18 protein-coding genes are annotated in these 15,005 nt (G+C 73.5%); 12 read left to right on the forward strand and 6 right to left on the reverse strand.

Annotated elements, in window-relative coordinates; genetic code table 11:
• Positions 1–44 precede the first annotated feature (44 nt).
• Both OCU29_RS01380 and OCU29_RS01385 read left to right on the forward strand, forming a co-directional pair.
• Positions 45–812, forward strand: coding sequence for an SDR family NAD(P)-dependent oxidoreductase (locus OCU29_RS01380; RefSeq protein WP_261818529.1), 768 nt, complete (start codon positions 45–47; stop codon positions 810–812).
• A 62-nt stretch (positions 813–874) separates the two neighbouring features.
• Positions 875–1,930 (forward strand): DUF3048 domain-containing protein, encoded by a 1,056-nt coding sequence (locus OCU29_RS01385; RefSeq protein ID WP_261818530.1) that lies wholly within the window; start codon positions 875–877, stop codon positions 1,928–1,930.
• 1 nt (position 1,931) lies between these two features.
• On the opposite strand, the gene OCU29_RS01390 is transcribed toward OCU29_RS01385, so the two are convergent.
• Positions 1,932–2,630, reverse strand: a complete 699-nt coding sequence (locus OCU29_RS01390) for a TetR/AcrR family transcriptional regulator (RefSeq protein WP_179615746.1) — start codon at positions 2,628–2,630, stop codon at positions 1,932–1,934.
• A 236-nt stretch (positions 2,631–2,866) separates the two neighbouring features.
• On the opposite strand from OCU29_RS01390, the gene OCU29_RS01395 reads away from it, so the two are divergent.
• The 5 genes from OCU29_RS01395 to OCU29_RS01415 all read left to right on the forward strand — a co-directional run bounded on the left by OCU29_RS01395 (position 2,867) and on the right by OCU29_RS01415 (position 7,126).
• A complete protein-coding gene (locus tag OCU29_RS01395) occupies positions 2,867–3,346 on the forward strand; it encodes a hypothetical protein (protein WP_261818531.1) in 480 nt (159 codons plus the stop codon).
• 374 nt (positions 3,347–3,720) lie between these two features.
• Positions 3,721–4,284 (forward strand): YqgE/AlgH family protein, encoded by a 564-nt coding sequence (locus tag OCU29_RS01400; protein ID WP_261818532.1) that lies wholly within the window; start codon positions 3,721–3,723, stop codon positions 4,282–4,284.
• Positions 4,285–4,312: 28 nt separating this feature from the next.
• Positions 4,313–4,633 carry a DUF3039 domain-containing protein gene (locus tag OCU29_RS01405; RefSeq protein WP_261818533.1) on the forward strand — a complete coding sequence of 107 codons (321 nt, stop codon included), beginning with the start codon at positions 4,313–4,315 and terminating at the stop codon, positions 4,631–4,633.
• A gap of 134 nt (positions 4,634–4,767) precedes the next feature.
• Complete coding sequence (locus OCU29_RS01410) at positions 4,768–6,456, forward strand: DEAD/DEAH box helicase (RefSeq protein ID WP_370463648.1); 1,689 nt, start codon at positions 4,768–4,770, stop codon at positions 6,454–6,456.
• A 19-nt stretch (positions 6,457–6,475) separates the two neighbouring features.
• Positions 6,476–7,126, forward strand: coding sequence for an IclR family transcriptional regulator (locus tag OCU29_RS01415; protein WP_179615750.1), 651 nt, complete (start codon positions 6,476–6,478; stop codon positions 7,124–7,126).
• A gap of 18 nt (positions 7,127–7,144) precedes the next feature.
• Here the strand turns inward: OCU29_RS01415 and OCU29_RS01420 are convergent, their stop codons facing one another.
• On the reverse strand, positions 7,145–7,645 hold the full coding sequence (locus OCU29_RS01420) for an Lrp/AsnC family transcriptional regulator (protein WP_179615751.1): 501 nt from the start codon (positions 7,643–7,645) through the stop codon (positions 7,145–7,147).
• Positions 7,646–7,726: 81 nt separating this feature from the next.
• Here OCU29_RS01420 and hppD point away from each other — a divergent pair, with 81 nt between their 5' ends.
• The 5 genes from hppD (at position 7,727) to OCU29_RS01445 (ending at position 11,642) form a co-directional block, all read left to right on the forward strand.
• The gene (gene hppD, locus OCU29_RS01425; RefSeq protein WP_261818534.1) at positions 7,727–8,953 is read left to right on the forward strand and encodes a 4-hydroxyphenylpyruvate dioxygenase; all 1,227 of its coding nucleotides are present in this window, start codon (positions 7,727–7,729) and stop codon (positions 8,951–8,953) included.
• Positions 8,954–9,070: 117 nt separating this feature from the next.
• Positions 9,071–9,772: a hypothetical protein gene (locus tag OCU29_RS01430; protein WP_218876320.1), complete on the forward strand. Its 702-nt coding sequence runs from the start codon at positions 9,071–9,073 to the stop codon at positions 9,770–9,772.
• 77 nt (positions 9,773–9,849) lie between these two features.
• A complete protein-coding gene (locus OCU29_RS01435) occupies positions 9,850–10,521 on the forward strand; it encodes a hypothetical protein (RefSeq protein WP_261818535.1) in 672 nt (223 codons plus the stop codon).
• A 68-nt stretch (positions 10,522–10,589) separates the two neighbouring features.
• Positions 10,590–11,123, forward strand: coding sequence for a DUF1697 domain-containing protein (locus OCU29_RS01440; protein ID WP_261818536.1), 534 nt, complete (start codon positions 10,590–10,592; stop codon positions 11,121–11,123).
• Between the two features lie 51 nt (positions 11,124–11,174).
• The gene (locus OCU29_RS01445; protein WP_261818537.1) at positions 11,175–11,642 is read left to right on the forward strand and encodes an NUDIX domain-containing protein; all 468 of its coding nucleotides are present in this window, start codon (positions 11,175–11,177) and stop codon (positions 11,640–11,642) included.
• 15 nt (positions 11,643–11,657) lie between these two features.
• On the opposite strand, the gene OCU29_RS01450 is transcribed toward OCU29_RS01445, so the two are convergent.
• From OCU29_RS01450 to OCU29_RS01465, 4 genes are all read right to left on the reverse strand, one after another.
• Complete coding sequence (locus tag OCU29_RS01450; protein ID WP_261818538.1) at positions 11,658–12,899, reverse strand: MFS transporter; 1,242 nt, start codon at positions 12,897–12,899, stop codon at positions 11,658–11,660.
• Complete coding sequence (locus tag OCU29_RS01455) at positions 12,896–13,450, reverse strand: transcriptional regulator (RefSeq protein ID WP_261818539.1); 555 nt, start codon at positions 13,448–13,450, stop codon at positions 12,896–12,898. The genes OCU29_RS01450 and OCU29_RS01455 overlap by 4 nt, the downstream gene beginning before the upstream one ends.
• 184 nt (positions 13,451–13,634) lie before the next feature.
• Positions 13,635–14,444: an enoyl-CoA hydratase-related protein gene (locus OCU29_RS01460; protein WP_258016900.1), complete on the reverse strand. Its 810-nt coding sequence runs from the start codon at positions 14,442–14,444 to the stop codon at positions 13,635–13,637.
• Positions 14,428–15,003 (reverse strand): isochorismatase family protein, encoded by a 576-nt coding sequence (locus OCU29_RS01465; protein ID WP_306798997.1) that lies wholly within the window; start codon positions 15,001–15,003, stop codon positions 14,428–14,430. The genes OCU29_RS01460 and OCU29_RS01465 overlap by 17 nt, the downstream gene beginning before the upstream one ends.
• Between the last annotated feature and the right edge of the window lie 2 nt (positions 15,004–15,005).

Consider the following 15,005-nt stretch of genomic DNA (forward strand, 5'->3'; position numbering starts at 1 on the left):
CGCCGCGGGCGCGCCGCCGCAGACTTGAAGGAGTTGGACAGCAGATGGGTCGTTTCGACGGACGCGTCGTCGTGGTCACCGGAGGCGCACGAGGCATCGGCTTCGGCACCGCCACCCGTTTCGCCGAGGAGGGCGCCTCGGTCGCCATCGTCGACCTCGACGAGGCCGCCGCCTCCGAGGCCGCGGGCCGCCTGCCCCTCGTCGACGGGGCCAAGGCCGCCGGCATCGGCGCCGACGTGAGCAACGGCGACTCCGTCGAGGCCGCGGTCACCCGCGTCGTCGAGGAGCTCGGCGGCATCCACGTGGTGGTCAACAACGCCGGCATCACCCGCGACAACCTGCTCTTCAAGATGAGCGAGGACGACTGGGACCTCGTCATGAACGTGCACCTCAAGGGCGCGTTCCTGATGACCAAGGCCGCCCAGAAGCACTTCGTGGAGCAGAAGTACGGCAAGATCGTGAACATCTCCAGCGTCTCGGCGCTGGGCAACCGCGGCCAGGCCAACTACTCCGCGGCCAAGATGGGCATCCAGGGCTTCACCCGCACCCTGGGCATCGAGCTGGGCCCCTTCGGCATCAACGCCAACGCCGTCGCGCCCGGCTTCATCGCCACCGAGATGACCGACGCCACCGCCGCCCGCCTCAAGATGGACGTCGACGAGTTCCGCGCCCTCTCGGCCGAGGCCAACCCGGTCAAGCGGGTCGGCTTCCCCGAGGACATCGCCGCGGCCGTGGCGTTCCTGGCCAGCGACGAGGCGTCGTACATCACCGGCCAGACGCTGTACGTCGACGGCGGCGCCAAGCTCGGCTGAGCCCGCCCCACCGCACCACCCGTCGCCCCCACCCCCTGTCGCCACCCCTGATCGGAGCCACCGTGCGCACTGCCCGCACCCGACCGGCCCTGCGCCGCCGACCGCACCGCCCCCTGCGGGCGGCGGCGGTGGTCGCCGTCGCCTGCCTGGGACTGGCCGCCTGCTCCTCCGACGAGGGTGGGGGCGACGAGCCCGCCGCCGAGGGCCCCGGGAGCCAGAAGGTCAGCAAGGGCGCCACCATCGACGCGACCTGGCCGCTGACCGGGCTGTCGGTGACCGGCTCGGAGTCGGCCGCCCAGGACCACCCGGTGATGGTGGTCAAGATGGACAACACCCCCTCCAGCGCCCCGCAGCGCGGGCTGGGCTCGGCCGACCTCGTGGTCGAGGAGCTCGTCGAGGGCGGGGTCACCCGGCTCGCGGCGTTCTACTACTCCGACATCCCCGGCACCGTCGGCCCGGTGCGGTCGATGCGGGCCAGTGACATCGGCATCGTGGCGCCGGCCGACGCGGCCGTCGTGACCAGCGGCGCCGCCCCGGTCACCCTGCAGCGGGTGCGCGGGGCCGGCATCACGTTCTTCTCCGAGGGCGCCAAGGGCTTCTTCCGCGACAACAGCCGCGCGGCGCCGTACAACCTCTTCACCGACCTCGCCGCCACCACCACCCTGGTCGAGGGCGAGGAGGCGCGCCCCGACGACTACCTGCCGTGGGGCGAGGCCGAGGACCTGCCGAAGGGCAAGCCGGCGACCTCGCTGGCGGCCGACTTCGGCAGCCAGACCACCACCTGGAGCCACGGGCCGAAGGGCTGGACCAACACCAACTCCTTCGCCGCCGCCGACGACCGGTTCCCGGCCGACACGGTGCTGGTGCTGCGCGTGCAGGTCGGCGACGCCGGCTACCGCGACCCGGCCGGCAACCCGGTGCCCGAGACGAAGCTCGAGGGCAAGGGCCAGGCGCTGCTCTTCCACGACGGCCGCGTGGTGAGCGGGCAGTGGTCGAAGGCGACGCTCGAGGCGCCGCTCGCGCTCAGCGTGCGCGGCAAGAAGCTGACGGTGCCCGCGGGTCGTACGTGGGTCGAGCTCGTGCCCGCCGCGTCCGGCGCGGTGAGCTACTCGCCGTAGGTCACCGGGGCTGCTCGGGCGACTCGGGCAGCTCGACGCCCGCGTCGGCCAGCGCCTGGAAGCCGCTGATGATGAAGCCGATCGCGGTCTCGACCCGAGCGGCGGCGGCGACCGCGTCGTCGGAGCCGGCCACGGCCTCGCCCGCCGACGACATCGCCCCGAAGAAGATCCGGGCGAAGGTCTGCTGCATGTCCTCGTCGAGGTCCCACGGGCCGGCCTCGAGCACGGCGCGCACGATGTCGAGCACGTTGGCGAAGGTGGAGCGCTCCTCCTGCTCGCGGAAGCGCTCGTAGCCGAGCACCGAAGGGCCTTCCTGGATCACGATGCGCCGGTACGTCGGGTCCTGGACGACCACGAGGAAGGCCTCGAGGCCCGCCCGGGCCTTCGTCCACGGGTCGGGGTTCTCCTTGAGCGACTTCTGGATGGCGCGCGAGGCCTCGGCCTCGACGCGCTCGAAGACGGCCTCGAAGAGCGCCTGCTTGCCCGAGAAGTGGTGGTAGAGCGCGCCCTTGGTCACCTCGGCGCCGCCCACGATGGCGTCGAGGGAGGTGCCGGCGTAGCCGTGCTGGGTGAAGAGCTGCTCGGCGACGTCCACCAGACCGCGCTTGGTCGAGGCGGAGTACTGCTGTCGGCGGGTGCCCCCGACCCCGGGCACGCCCGGCACCTTGGGCACCAGCTTGTGGACGGAGGGCTTCGGCATGGGTCCACCCTAAGGAGTGCGGTGTGCCGGGCGTCACGACGCCCTGACGGCGGGCCCGGACCCGCCTCGGGTCCCGGTGGTCAGCATCACGCCCGGACCACCCCTCCGGCCGTTGCATACCGTCGGTATGACTCCGTACTCTCGGTACGTACTCAAGGTATGTGAACCTTGACCGACACAGGAGACACCTCATGACCTGGAACTCGTATCGCCACCGCGGGGAGACCCTCCGTCGTGTGATCGCCAGCGCCGATCTCCGACGCGACGGCCGCCTGCCGATGGACGTCGACGGCGTCGAGGACGCCTTCGGCTCCGAGCTCGACCTCCTCGGCGCCCTGCAGCTGCGCTGGCACACCCGCCTCGCCGGCCGCATCGAGCGCGAGCTGATGAACGACCCGATGGACCTCGAGCGCGCCGTCGTCGCCGCCTGGCGCGCCACCGCCGACGAGCTGCCCGGCGTGCGCGCGATCGTCGACGCCCACCGCGTCCACCCGCTCGACGACGAGATGGCCGCCGCGATGGCGCGCGCCGAGACCAAGGAGCGGGCCTTCCTCGCGGTGATGGCCGGCCGCGCCAGCGCCTACGACGCCGGCGCGGCCGGCGTCGGCGCCCGCCTCGAGGCCACCGCCCGCGAGGGCTGGGCCCCCGCTCCCGTGGGTGCGGAGCTCGAGCGCCCGACCCTGCTGCACCGGCTCCGGGCGGCGCTCGCCGCCTGACCCGCCCCCTGACCGACCCGGCCCCTCCCTCCGGGTCGCAGACGGCCCCCGCCGCCGCGGCTCCCTCCCTCCTTGCCGCGGCGGACGGGGGCCGTCGTCGTCCGCCCTGCCGACGCCGGCTCCCGCCGTACGACGGTCCGTTGGTCGAGCAGCAAGGAGCGCCAGCGACGCGCGTCGTCGAGACCCCGCAAGAACCGCGCCGACCTCGCCGTACGCCATGGGGGGGGCACCGGGAGTTCGACGGTGCTCACCCCCCGGCGCGCCGAGCCGGCTCGTTCGAACCGGCCGGCTCGCGGCGCGTCCACGCAGCCGAACAAGGGTGCGCAAGTGACCGGTCGATGGTTCAAAAGTGACTGCTCGGCCATGATGGGGCCATGGCGAGGGAGGCGCGTGCGGGGATGCTGCTGGTGGCGAGCCCGGCCCTGCTCGACCCCAACTTCGCGGACACGGTGATCCTGCTGCTGGACGCCGACGACGACGGTGCGCTGGGGGTGGTGCTCAACCGGCCCACGCCGGTGCCGGTCGCGGAGGTGCTGGCCGACTGGAGCCCGGTGGTCGCCGAGCCCGAGGTGCTCTTCCAGGGCGGGCCGGTCAGCACCGAGGGTGCCCTGGCCGTCGCGCACCTGGCGGCGGGGGCGGGGGAGGAGCCGCTGGGCTACCGGGCCGTCACCGCGAGCCTGGGCCTGGTCGACCTCGACACCCCCGTGGAGCTGCTGGCCGAGCACCTCGACGCGCTGCGGATCTTCGCCGGGTACGCCGGGTGGGGTGCCGGCCAGCTCGACGACGAGATCGCCGAGGGCAGCTGGTACGTCGTGCCCGCCCACGACGCCGACGTGTTCCGCGAGGAGACCACCGAGCTGCGTCGCGAGGTGATGCGCCGCCAGCCGGGCGAGCTGGCCTGGCACTCCACCCGCCCGGCCGATCCCGACCTGAACTGAACGCGCTTCTCGCGTAGGGTGGTCTCTCGTGAGCAGCTTCGGATTCGGGACCGGTACCGCCGTCGAGGAGGACCTCCGGCAGGACCGCCAGACGGTCCCGACCGACGAGGGCGACCACGAGCGCTTCTCGCACTACGTCGACAAGGACAAGCTGACCGAGGCGATGGTGATGGGCACGCCCGTCATCGCCCTGTGCGGCAAGGTGTGGGTGCCCAGCCGCTCCCCGGAGAAGTTCCCGGTCTGCCCCGACTGCAAGGAGGTCTGGGAGTCGTTCAACGACGGCGGCTCCTCGGGCGGCTCCTCGGGCGGCTCCGGTGGTCCCGGCGGCCAGGGCGGTTCCGACGCGTGACGGGCTCCGACCAGCCGGACCTCTTCCTCGAGGATGGGTCCGGCCCCTCGCTGACGCCCGCACTGCCCCCCGCCTGGCCCGAGCGCGCCGCCTGGGGCACCGCGCCCTCGCTGCGCGCCTGGCAGCAGGCGGCGATGGAGAAGTACTTCACCGAGCAGCCGCGCGACTTCCTGGCGGTGGCGACGCCCGGCGCCGGCAAGACGACCTTCGCGCTGTCGGTGGCCGCCGAGCTGCTGGGTCGCCGGATCATCGACCGGGTCACGGTCGTGGCCCCCACCGAGCACCTCAAGACCCAGTGGGCGCAGGCCGCCGAGCGTGCCGGTATCCCGATCGACCCGACGTACGCCGCCGGCAAGGGCCGCACCTCGCAGGACTACGTCGGCATCGCGGTGACGTACGCCGGGGTGGCGGTCAACCCGCTGGCGATGCGCATCCGCACCGAGCGGTTCAAGACCCTGGTGATCCTCGACGAGGTGCACCACGCCGGTGACGCGCTGTCGTGGGGCGAGGGCGTGCGCGAGGCCTTCGAGCCCGCGACCCGGCGCCTGGCGCTGACCGGCACGCCGTTCCGCTCCGACGTCAACCCGATCCCGTTCGTCTCCTACGCCCCGGGCCCTGACGGCATCCCGCGCTCGGCCGCCGACTACACCTACGGCTACTCCCACGCGCTGGCCGACCACGTCGTCCGCCCGGTGCTCTTCCTGGCCTACTCCGGCGAGATGAGCTGGCGCACCCGCGCCGGCGACGAGGTGGCCGCCCGCCTGGGCGAGCCGCTGACCAAGGACCTGACCAACCAGGCGCTGCGCACCGCCCTCGACCCGGAGGGCTCGTGGATCCCCTCGGTGCTGGCCGCGGCCGACAAGCGGCTCTCCGAGGTACGCCGCCACGTCCCCGACGCGGGCGGGCTCGTCATCGCCACCGACCAGGACAGCGCCCGCTCCTACGCCAAGACGCTGCGCAAGATCACCGGCGAGTCCGCCACCGTGGTGCTCTCCGACGAGAAGGCCGCGTCGAAGAAGATCAGCGCGTTCGCCGCCGACGAGTCGCGCTGGATGGTCGCGGTGCGGATGGTCTCCGAGGGCGTCGACGTGCCCCGGCTGGCCGTCGGTGTGTGGGCCACGACCACCTCGACCCCGCTGTTCTTCGCCCAGGCGGTCGGGCGCTTCGTGCGCGCCCGGACCCGCGGCGAGATCGCCTCGATCTTCCTGCCCTCGGTGCCGCGGCTGCTCTCCTTCGCCTCCGAGATGGAGGTCGAGCGCGACCACGTGCTGGGCCGCAAGGTCACCGACGAGGACGACATCTTCGCCGCCGAGGACGACCTGCTGGCCCAGGCCAACGCCAGCGAGTCGGCCTCCTCCGAGGAGCAGTCGCTCTCCTTCGAGGCGATCGGCTCCGAGGCCCGCTTCGACCACGTGCTCTACGACGGCGCGACCTTCGGCCACGAGGGCGAGGTGCAGGTGGGCTCCGAGGAGGAGATGGACTTCCTGGGCATCCCCGGCCTCCTCGAGCCCGGGCAGATGCGCGACCTGCTGCGCCAGCGCCAGTCCGACCGGGCCCGCAAGCAGAAGCCCGCGGCCGCGGCGGCCGCCCCGGCGGTGCCCAGCGTCGAGCAGGTCTCCACCCACGAGCAGCTCGCCGTGCTGCGCCGCGAGCTCAACGGCCTGGTGGCGGCCTGGTTCCACCGCACCGGCCAGGCGCACGGCATCACCCACGCCGCGCTGCGCAAGGAGTGCGGCGGGCCGGCCGCGGCCATCGCCAACGCCGAGCAGCTGCGCGCCCGCATCGACCGGGTGCGCGAGTGGGCGGCGCGCAAGTCGGGCTGAGCGCCCTAGACTCCACCCCGTGCCGGCCGAGACCTCCCAGACCCTCGACCGTGGGCTGCTGGTCCTCGAGACGCTCGCCGGCTCCGCCGGCGGCCTGACCGTCACCGAGCTCGCCGCGCGGCTCGAGGTCAACCGCACCGTGGTCTACCGGCTGGTCGCCACCCTCGAGCAGCACACGCTCGTACGCCGCGACGCCCGCGGCCGCCTGCACGTCGGGCTCGGCGTGCTGCACCTGGCCTCGGCGGTGCAGCCGGTGCTGCGCGACCTCGCCGGCCCGGTGCTGCGCCGCCTCGCCGAGACCGTCGGCTGCACCGCCCACCTGACCGTCGCCGAGGGCGCCGAGGCGCTCGCGGTCGCGGTGGTCGAGCCGTCGTGGACCGACTTCCACGTCGGCTACCGGGTCGGGACCCGCCACCCGCTGGCCCAGGGCGCCGCGGGCCGGGCCGTGCTGCTGGCGCGCCGCGGGCGCGCGGGGGCGGCGTACTCGGTGACCGAGGGCGAGCTGCAGACCGGTGCCCGCGGCCTCGCCGCGCCCGTGCGCGACGTCGACGGCCTCGAGGCCAGCGTCGGGATCGTCACCCTCGGCACCCTCGACGAGCGGCTGGTCAGCCAGGCCGTCATCGCCGCCGCCGACGAGGTCGCGGCGCTGCTCTCGGGGCGCGAGGGCTGACCCCGCCACCGGCTCGGCTCAGCGCCCGGCGGCGGCCCGGGCCAGCGGCAGGGTCCGGTAGCCCACCTGGGTCGCGAGCGCGATGACGGTGGAGGAGCGGGTGATCGCGGGGTGGGCCAGCACCCGGTCGATGACGCGCTGCAGGTCGGCGTTGGAGCCGGCCACCACCCGCGCGAAGAGGTCGCCGGCGCCGGTGATGGTGTGCACCTCCAGCACCTCGGGGATGCGCGCCAGGTGCTCGCCGACCAGGTCGTGGCCGCTGGCGCCGGGGTCCTCGCCGGCGTCGGGCGTGCCCACGTCCTGGCGGATCTCGAGGGTCAGGAACGCGGTGACCGGGTAGCCCAGCGCGGCGGGGGAGAGGTCCGGGCCCCAGCCGGTGACGACGCCCCGCTCGACCAGCTTGTCGAGGCGCGCCTGCACGGTGCCGCGCGCCACGCCGAGCCGACGCGACGCCTCGAGCACGCCGATGCGCGGCTCGTTGCTGAAGAGGTCGATCAACCTGACGTCCAGGTCGTCCACGTGGCGCCTCCTGACTGTGCAACCTGACCAGCGTGTCGGCGTACTGTTGCACACTCTGCCCTGCCCGGCCACGCTGCACCCATGACCACCACGCACGAGACCCCCACCACCGGCGGCGCCCTCACCGAGGACGAGCTGAAGGCCGACCTGACCCTCGAGCAGCTGCGCCAGCTCGTCGGACTGGTCGAGTACGACGCCAGCAGCGACCCGTTCCCGGTCACCGCGATGGACGCCGTCTGCTTCGTGGTCGGCAACGCCACCCAGACCGCGACCTTCTACCAGCTGGCCTTCGGGATGGACCTCGAGGCGTACCGCGGCCCCGAGAACGGGCTGCGCGACGCCAAGGTCTACGTGCTGCGCTCGGGCAGCGCCCGCTTCGTCTTCGCCGGCGGCGTCACCCCCGACAGCCCGCTGCTCGAGCACCACCGCAAGCACGGCGACGGCGTCGTCGACCTGGCGCTCGAGGTGCCCGACGTCGACCGCTGCATCGAGCACGCCCGCTCGGTGGGCGCCACCATCCTCGACGAGCCCCACGACGTCACCGACGAGCACGGGACGGTGCGGATGGCCGCCATCGCGACGTACGGCGAGACCCGCCACACCCTGGTCGACCGCTCGCGCTACCACGGGCCCTACCTGCCCGGCTTCGAGGCGCGCAGCACCACCGTGACCCGCCCCGAGGGCCACCCGCGCCGGCTCTTCCAGGCCGTCGACCACTGCGTCGGCAACGTCGAGCTCGGCCGGATGGACGAGTGGGTCACCTTCTACAACAAGGTCATGGGCTTCACGAACATGGCCGAGTTCATCGGCGACGACATCGCCACCGACTACTCGGCGCTGATGTCGAAGGTCGTCGCGAGCGGCAACCACCGGGTGAAGTTCCCGCTCAACGAGCCGGCGATCGCGAAGAAGAAGTCGCAGATCGACGAGTACCTGGAGTTCTACGACGGTGCCGGCTGCCAGCACATCGCACTGGCGACCAACGACATCCTGCGCTCGGTCGACATCCTGCGCGCCAACGGCATCGCCTTCCTCGACACCCCCGACTCCTACTACGACGACCCCGCGCTGCGCGAGCGCATCGGCGAGGTCCGGGTGCCGATCGAGGAGCTGAAGAAGCGCGGCATCCTCGTCGACCGCGACGAGGACGGCTACCTCCTGCAGATCTTCACCAAGCCGATCGGCGACCGGCCCACGGTCTTCTACGAGCTCATCGAGCGGCACGGCTCGCTGGGCTTCGGCAAGGGCAACTTCAAGGCGCTCTTCGAGGCCATCGAGCGCGAGCAGGAGCTGCGCGGCAACCTGTGAGCCTCGGGCCTGCGTCCGTGACCCGCATCACGGACGCAGGCCCCATCCGGTCGTGGGGTGCCACGCGAACCACCTGTGTACGACGCCACAGCCTCGACACAGACAGGGAGAGCACCCATGCGCTCGACCACCAGCACCTTCCGCACCACCCACCGCGCCCGTCGCATCCTCGGAGGCGTCGCGGCCACCGCGCTGGTCGCCCTGCCCCTCAGCGCCTGCGGCACCGAGAACGACACCGCTGAGGCCGCGTCCACCTCGGAGTCCAGCCAGAGCGCCCCCGAGCCCGTCGCGGCCATCGACGCGCTGACCGGCGAGGACACCCAGATCACCCTCGACCAGGGCTTCCTCGACGCGCTGGGCCAGCTCAAGCTGACCCCCGGCACCATCGGCGAGGCCACCCTCGAGGGCGCCGAGCTCTCGTTCCCGATCACCGGCGGCAACGTGACGGTATTCGAGCCCGGCACCGTCTCGCCGTACGTCATCGGCCAGCTGCAGCACGTCAGCTCCGGGCTCTCGCTCAGCGCCGGCGACACCACCGTGCAGCTCGAGAACCTCAACGTCGACCCGGGCGTCTCGCGCGTCTACGGCGACGTGTCTGTCAACGGCAAGACCGCCGTCGAGAGCGCGTTCCTCTTCCAGCTCGACGGGCGCACGCTGAACCCGCTCCAGGTCGAGGACGGCCAGGCGGTCCTGGAGGGCACCGAGGTCAAGATCTCGGAGCCCGCCGCCGGTCTGCTCAACGACACCTTCGGCACCGACGCGGTCAAGCCCGGCCTGCTCGTCGGCGTCGCGGAGATCACGGTCGACCTGCCCGCCTGAGGCACGACCCATCCGCGAGGGGGGACGGTGACGAACAGTCACCGTCCCCCTTCTGCTCCCTCCGAACGGATCTCCCCATGGCTCTGCGCCCGTCCTCCCGTCACCTGCGCCGGCTCGCCGCCGGCGCCGCCGTGCTCGCCCTCGCCCTGCCCCTGTCGGCCTGTGGCGACGACGCCGACGCCTCCGGCGGCGGCGCGCCGCAGCCGGTCGCCGAGATCGAGGCCGTCAAGGGAAAGACCACCGCGATCAAGCTCGACGAGGGCTTCGTCGAGGCGCTCGGCAGCCTCGGCCTGACCCCGGGCGTCACCGGCGGCGCGCGCCTGGTCAAGGGCTCGCTGGTCTTCCCGATCAGCGGCGGCAACGTCTCGGTCTTCACCCCCGGCGAGGTGTCGCCGTACGTCATCGGCCAGCTGCAGCACGAGGGCTCGGGCCTGACCCTCACCGCCGGCGGCACGACCGTGCGGCTGAGCAACTTCAACGTCGACCCGGGCGTCTCGCGCGTCTACGGCGACGTGGCGGTCAACGGCCAGACGGCCGTCACCAGCGCCTACCTCTTCCGTCTCGACGGGCGCACCCTGCAGGACCTCACGACCATCAAGGACGGCCGCTTCGCGGTGCTCGAGGGCACCAAGGTCTTCATCTCCGACGTCGCCGCCGGCCTGCTCAACGACACCTACGGCACCAAGGCCGTCACCGACCAGCTGCTCGTGGGCATCGCCAAGATCACCGTCAACACGACCTCCGCCTGAGGCCCGCCTGAGGCCCGACTGAGGCCTGCTGCTGGCGCGCCACCCGCGCCGGCGGCAGGATCTCGCCCATGAGCACCCGGATCGCCCTCCTGCGCGCCATCAACCTCGGCGCCAAACGGAAGTTCCCCCGCGACGACGTCGTGGCCGCGGTGACCGCTGCCGGGTTCTCCGACGTCGAGACCTACCTCAACACCGGCAACGTCCGATTCACGACGTCGATGCGCTCCACCCCGCGCATCGAGGCGGCGCTCGAGGCCGCCTTCCTGGCCGACCGGGGCTTCGAGGTGCCGACCCTCGTGCTGACCCCCGAGGAGCTGCGCGAGGTCGACGCGGCGGCCGCCGCCCTGGACCACGACGGGCACCACTACGTCACCCTGCTGCGCGACCTCCCCGACCCCCAGGCGCTCGCCGCCCTGCAGGAACGGGCCGGGCCGGGGGAGCGCGTGGTCCTCGGCGGTCGCGCCGTGCACCTGCTGGTCGGCGCCGACGGCGTGCACGGCACCCGGCTGGGCAACGCCCTCGTCGAGAAGGTGCTCGGCACCGTCGCGACCACCCGCAACCCGACCGTCGTACGCACGATGGTCGAGCGGTGGTGCCGCTGACGCTGCGACCAGGCGGGCGTGATGGGATCGCCCGTCGTGACGAAGCCACGGTTGAGACAGGCAGTGCGCGCCCTGGTCGTGGACGACGACGACCACGTCCTGCTGGTGCACTTCCGGTGGGAGGGGCTGGCGCTCCCGGACGGCTTCTGGGCCTGCCCCGGGGGCGGGATCGAGCCGGACGAGGACGCCGAGGCGGCGCTGAGGCGCGAGCTGGTCGAGGAGCTGGGCCTGGTCGACCCCGACGTGCGCGGCCCGGTCTGGCGCCTCACGCGGATGATGACTATGGCGGACTTCGACGGGCAGACCGATGTCACCTACCTCGTCCGCGCGCCCCGCTTCGTGCCCCGGCCGCAGGTCGACCTCGCCGCCGAGAACGTCCACGGCCTGCGCTGGTTCTCGCCCCAGGAGGTGGCCGCCGGGGAGGTGGCCTTCAGCCCCAGGGACCTGGCCGTCCACCTGGCCCGGGTGCTCGCGGACGGCGTGCCGGAGCGGCCCCGGGAGATCGCGGCCCTCGCCTGAGCTCTCCGGCCCTCGTCACGCCGGGGCGGGGGCCGGCGCGTCCGCAGGGGCGCGCTGGAGGCGTCGTACGCTCGGCGAGAGCAGGGTCAGCAGCGCCACCGCGGACAGCAGCAGACCGGCGACCAGCATGACCCGCTGCAGCCCGAAGGCCACGGCCAGCGGGCCGGCCAGCAGCTGACCCAGCGGGATCGCCGCGAACGAGCCCAGGGCGTCGTACGAGAACGCGCGCGAGAGCATGTCCGGCGGCACGTTCTCCTGCATGGCCAGGTTCCAGGCGAGCTCGAAGACGCCGATGCCCGCGCCCGCGCCGAGTGCAGCGAGCAGTGCGATGCCGAGGTCGTCGGTCAGGCCGAGCGCGACCAGCGGGGCGCCGTAGACGGCCGTGCCGAGCATGCCCCAGAAGAGCGGGCGCTCCAGACGCACCCGCAGCAGCACCAGGCCGGCCACCAGCAGGCCGAGCGCCTCGGCCGACAGGATCAGCCCCCAGCCGCGCTCGCCCAGGGCGGAGCCCTTGGCGAGGGCCGGGCCCAGGGTGAAGAACCCGCCCTGGTGCACCGCGCAGATCATGGAGAAGGCCAGCACGACGATCCACAGCCAGGGCGTGGTGCGGAAGTAGGTCCAGCCCTCGCGCAGGTCGGCGAGGGCTGACGAGCCCGCCGCGCGCACCGGGCGGGGCAGGCGGATGCGCGAGAGCAGGGCGGCCGCGCCGAGGTAGGTCACCGCGTCGACCGCCAGCGCCCAGCCGGGCCCGACCCCGACCACCAGCAGGCTCGACACGGTCGGCCCGGCGACCGCCAGCCCGCCCCCGGCCATCGAGACGAGCACGTTGGCCTGCTGCAGCTGGGCCCGAGGCACCAGCTGGGGCAGCACCCCGGCCAGGGCGGGCAGGGCCGCCGCGGCCGCGACGCCGTTGACGGCGGTGAGGACGACGACGTGCCAGATCTCGGCCCGGTCGGTGATGACCAGGACCGCGATCCCGCCCTGGCTGAGGCCCGCGACCACGTTGGAGGTCTGGATCACCAGCGTGCGCCCGAAGCGGTCGGCCAGCACGCCGCCGGCCAGCAGGAAGACCACCATCGGGATGCTGTGCGCGGCCAGCACCACCCCGAGCGCGGTGGGGGAGTCGCTGATCTGCAGCACCGCGAAGGCGAGCGCCACCGGCGCCATCAGGGCGCCGAGCAGGTTGACGATGCGCGAGGAGAAGTAGAGGCGGAAGTTGCGCTCGCGCAGTGGGGCGAGGGCGCCGGTGGTGCTCATCGCCTGGTCCCGTCGGCCCCGTCGCCCCCGTCGTGCATGCGGAAGGCGAGCGTGGTCGCGCTGACGTGCACCGTGCCCTCGGTGCGCGGCGGCCGGTTGCGCTCGTGCAGCAGCCGGGCGGCGCGGGTGACGAGCTCGAGCGCCTCCTCCCAGGTCGCCTCGTCGACCCAGCCCTCGAGGTCGCTGCTCAGGCCCTGGCTGGCCGGCACCCGCGACCGGCTGCGCCGCTCCAGGTCCTTGCCGAGCGCCCGCAGGTAGCCCGTGGGGGCGCCGGTACGCGCGGGGGCGCCGGCCTCGGGGGGCGTCAGGTCGCGCTCGTGGGGGTAGCGGTAGCGCTTGGCCACGCCCCCGCGGATCTTCTCCTCGCCGTCGACGACCAGCTCGTCGGCGTCGGCCAGCAGCCGCAGGTGGTAGCTGGCGTTCGCGTGGGTCAGCCCCAGCTCGCGCGCCACCTCCGCCGCGCTCATCGCCGTACCCGTCAGCAGCGAGAGGATGCGCAGCCGCATCGGGTGCGCCAGCGCCCGCATCGCCGTGATCTCGTCGCCCGTCATACCGACCCTCCAAGAAGTGTTGGACAGTAGTAGACGCCCGCCACCCGATGACTGTCAAGCAGTTCTTGGGGGGTCGCGGGCCGAGCAGTCACTTGTGAACCCTCGAGCAGTCACTTCCGACCCGCGACGGGGTGCGAAAGTGACCGGTGGATGGTTCAGAAGTGACTGCTCGGCCGGCCGGGCCCTACTCGCCGCGGAAGACGGGGCGGCGGCGCTGGGAGAAGGCGGCCATGCCCTCGGCGACGTCGCTGGTGCGCATCAGCACGCTCTGGCCGGTGCGCTCGCGCTCGAGGGCGTCCTCGAGGGGGAGCAGGGTGGCGGCGTTGACCGCCTTCTTGGTGGCGGCCAGGGCCAGCGGGGGGCCGGCGGCCAGGCGACGGGCCAGGGTGGCGACCAGGTCGGCGAAGTCGTCGTCGGCGGCCAGGTGGCTGACCAGGCCGGCGTCGTAGGCCTCCTGGGCCGAGAGCGGCTCGGCCAGCAGCGCCATCCGCATCGCGCGCGCCCGCCCGACCGCGGCGGCGACGGTGGCCGAGGCGCCGCCGTCGGGCATGAAGCCGATGCGGGTGAAGGCCAGCAGGTACGACGACGAGGCGGCCGCGACCGTGAGGTCGGCGGCCAGGGCGATCGAGCAGCCCACCCCCGCGGCGATGCCGTTGACCGCCGCGAGCACCGGGCGGTCGCAGGCCACGACCGCGCGCACGACCCGGTTGGTGACGTCCATGGCGCGCACGTCGAAGCGCTCGTGGGCGGCCTCGCCGCTGATGTCGGCGCCGGTGCAGAAGGCGGCGCCGGTGCCGGTCAGCACCACCACCCGCACGTCGTCGCGCGCCGGCACGGCCTCGAGCAGGTCGGCCAGCGCCAGCATCATCTCGCCGGAGACGGCGTTGAAGACCTCGGGCCGGTCGAAGCGGGCGGTGAGCACGCCGTCGGCCAGGTCGACGGCCAGCCCCGGCACGCCCTGCTCGGGGGCCGTCCGGTCAGGCGACGTCGACACCGTGGGCCTCCAGCTCGGCGAGGGCCGCCGTGGTCGTCTCGGGGGCCACCCCGGCGCACAGGCCGGTCAGCAGCCGGGTGCCGAACCCGGCGCGCACGGCGTCCAGGGCGGTGGCGCGCACGCAGTGGTCGGTGGCCAGGCCGCAGACCTCGACCTCGGTCACCCCGCGCCCGCGCAGCCAGTCGGTGAGGGAGGCGCCGTCGGCGTCGTGGCCCTCGAAGCCCGAGTACGCCGCCTCGTGGCGGCCCTTGAGGAAGACGGCCTCGAACGGCGTCGGGTCGAGGTCGGGGTGGAACGCCTCGCCGTCGGTGCCGACCTCGCAGTGCACCGGCCAGGACGTGGCGTAGTCGGGGTCGCTCGACCAGTGCGCGCCGGGGTCGACGTGGTGGTCCTTGGTGGCCACCACGTGGTCCCAGGCGGGGGCGTCGGGGCCACCGGCGGCCCACCGCTGGACGAGGGCGTCGACGTCGCGGGCCACCTGCGCGCCCCCGGTGACGGGCAGCGACCCGCCCTCGCAGAAGTCGTTCTGGACGTCGACGACGATGAGTGCTCGCACCATGG

Origin of the sequence: Nocardioides sp. OK12 (genome assembly GCF_024341885.1) — a bacterium.
Lineage (GTDB): Bacteria > Actinomycetota > Actinomycetes > Propionibacteriales > Nocardioidaceae > Nocardioides > Nocardioides marinisabuli.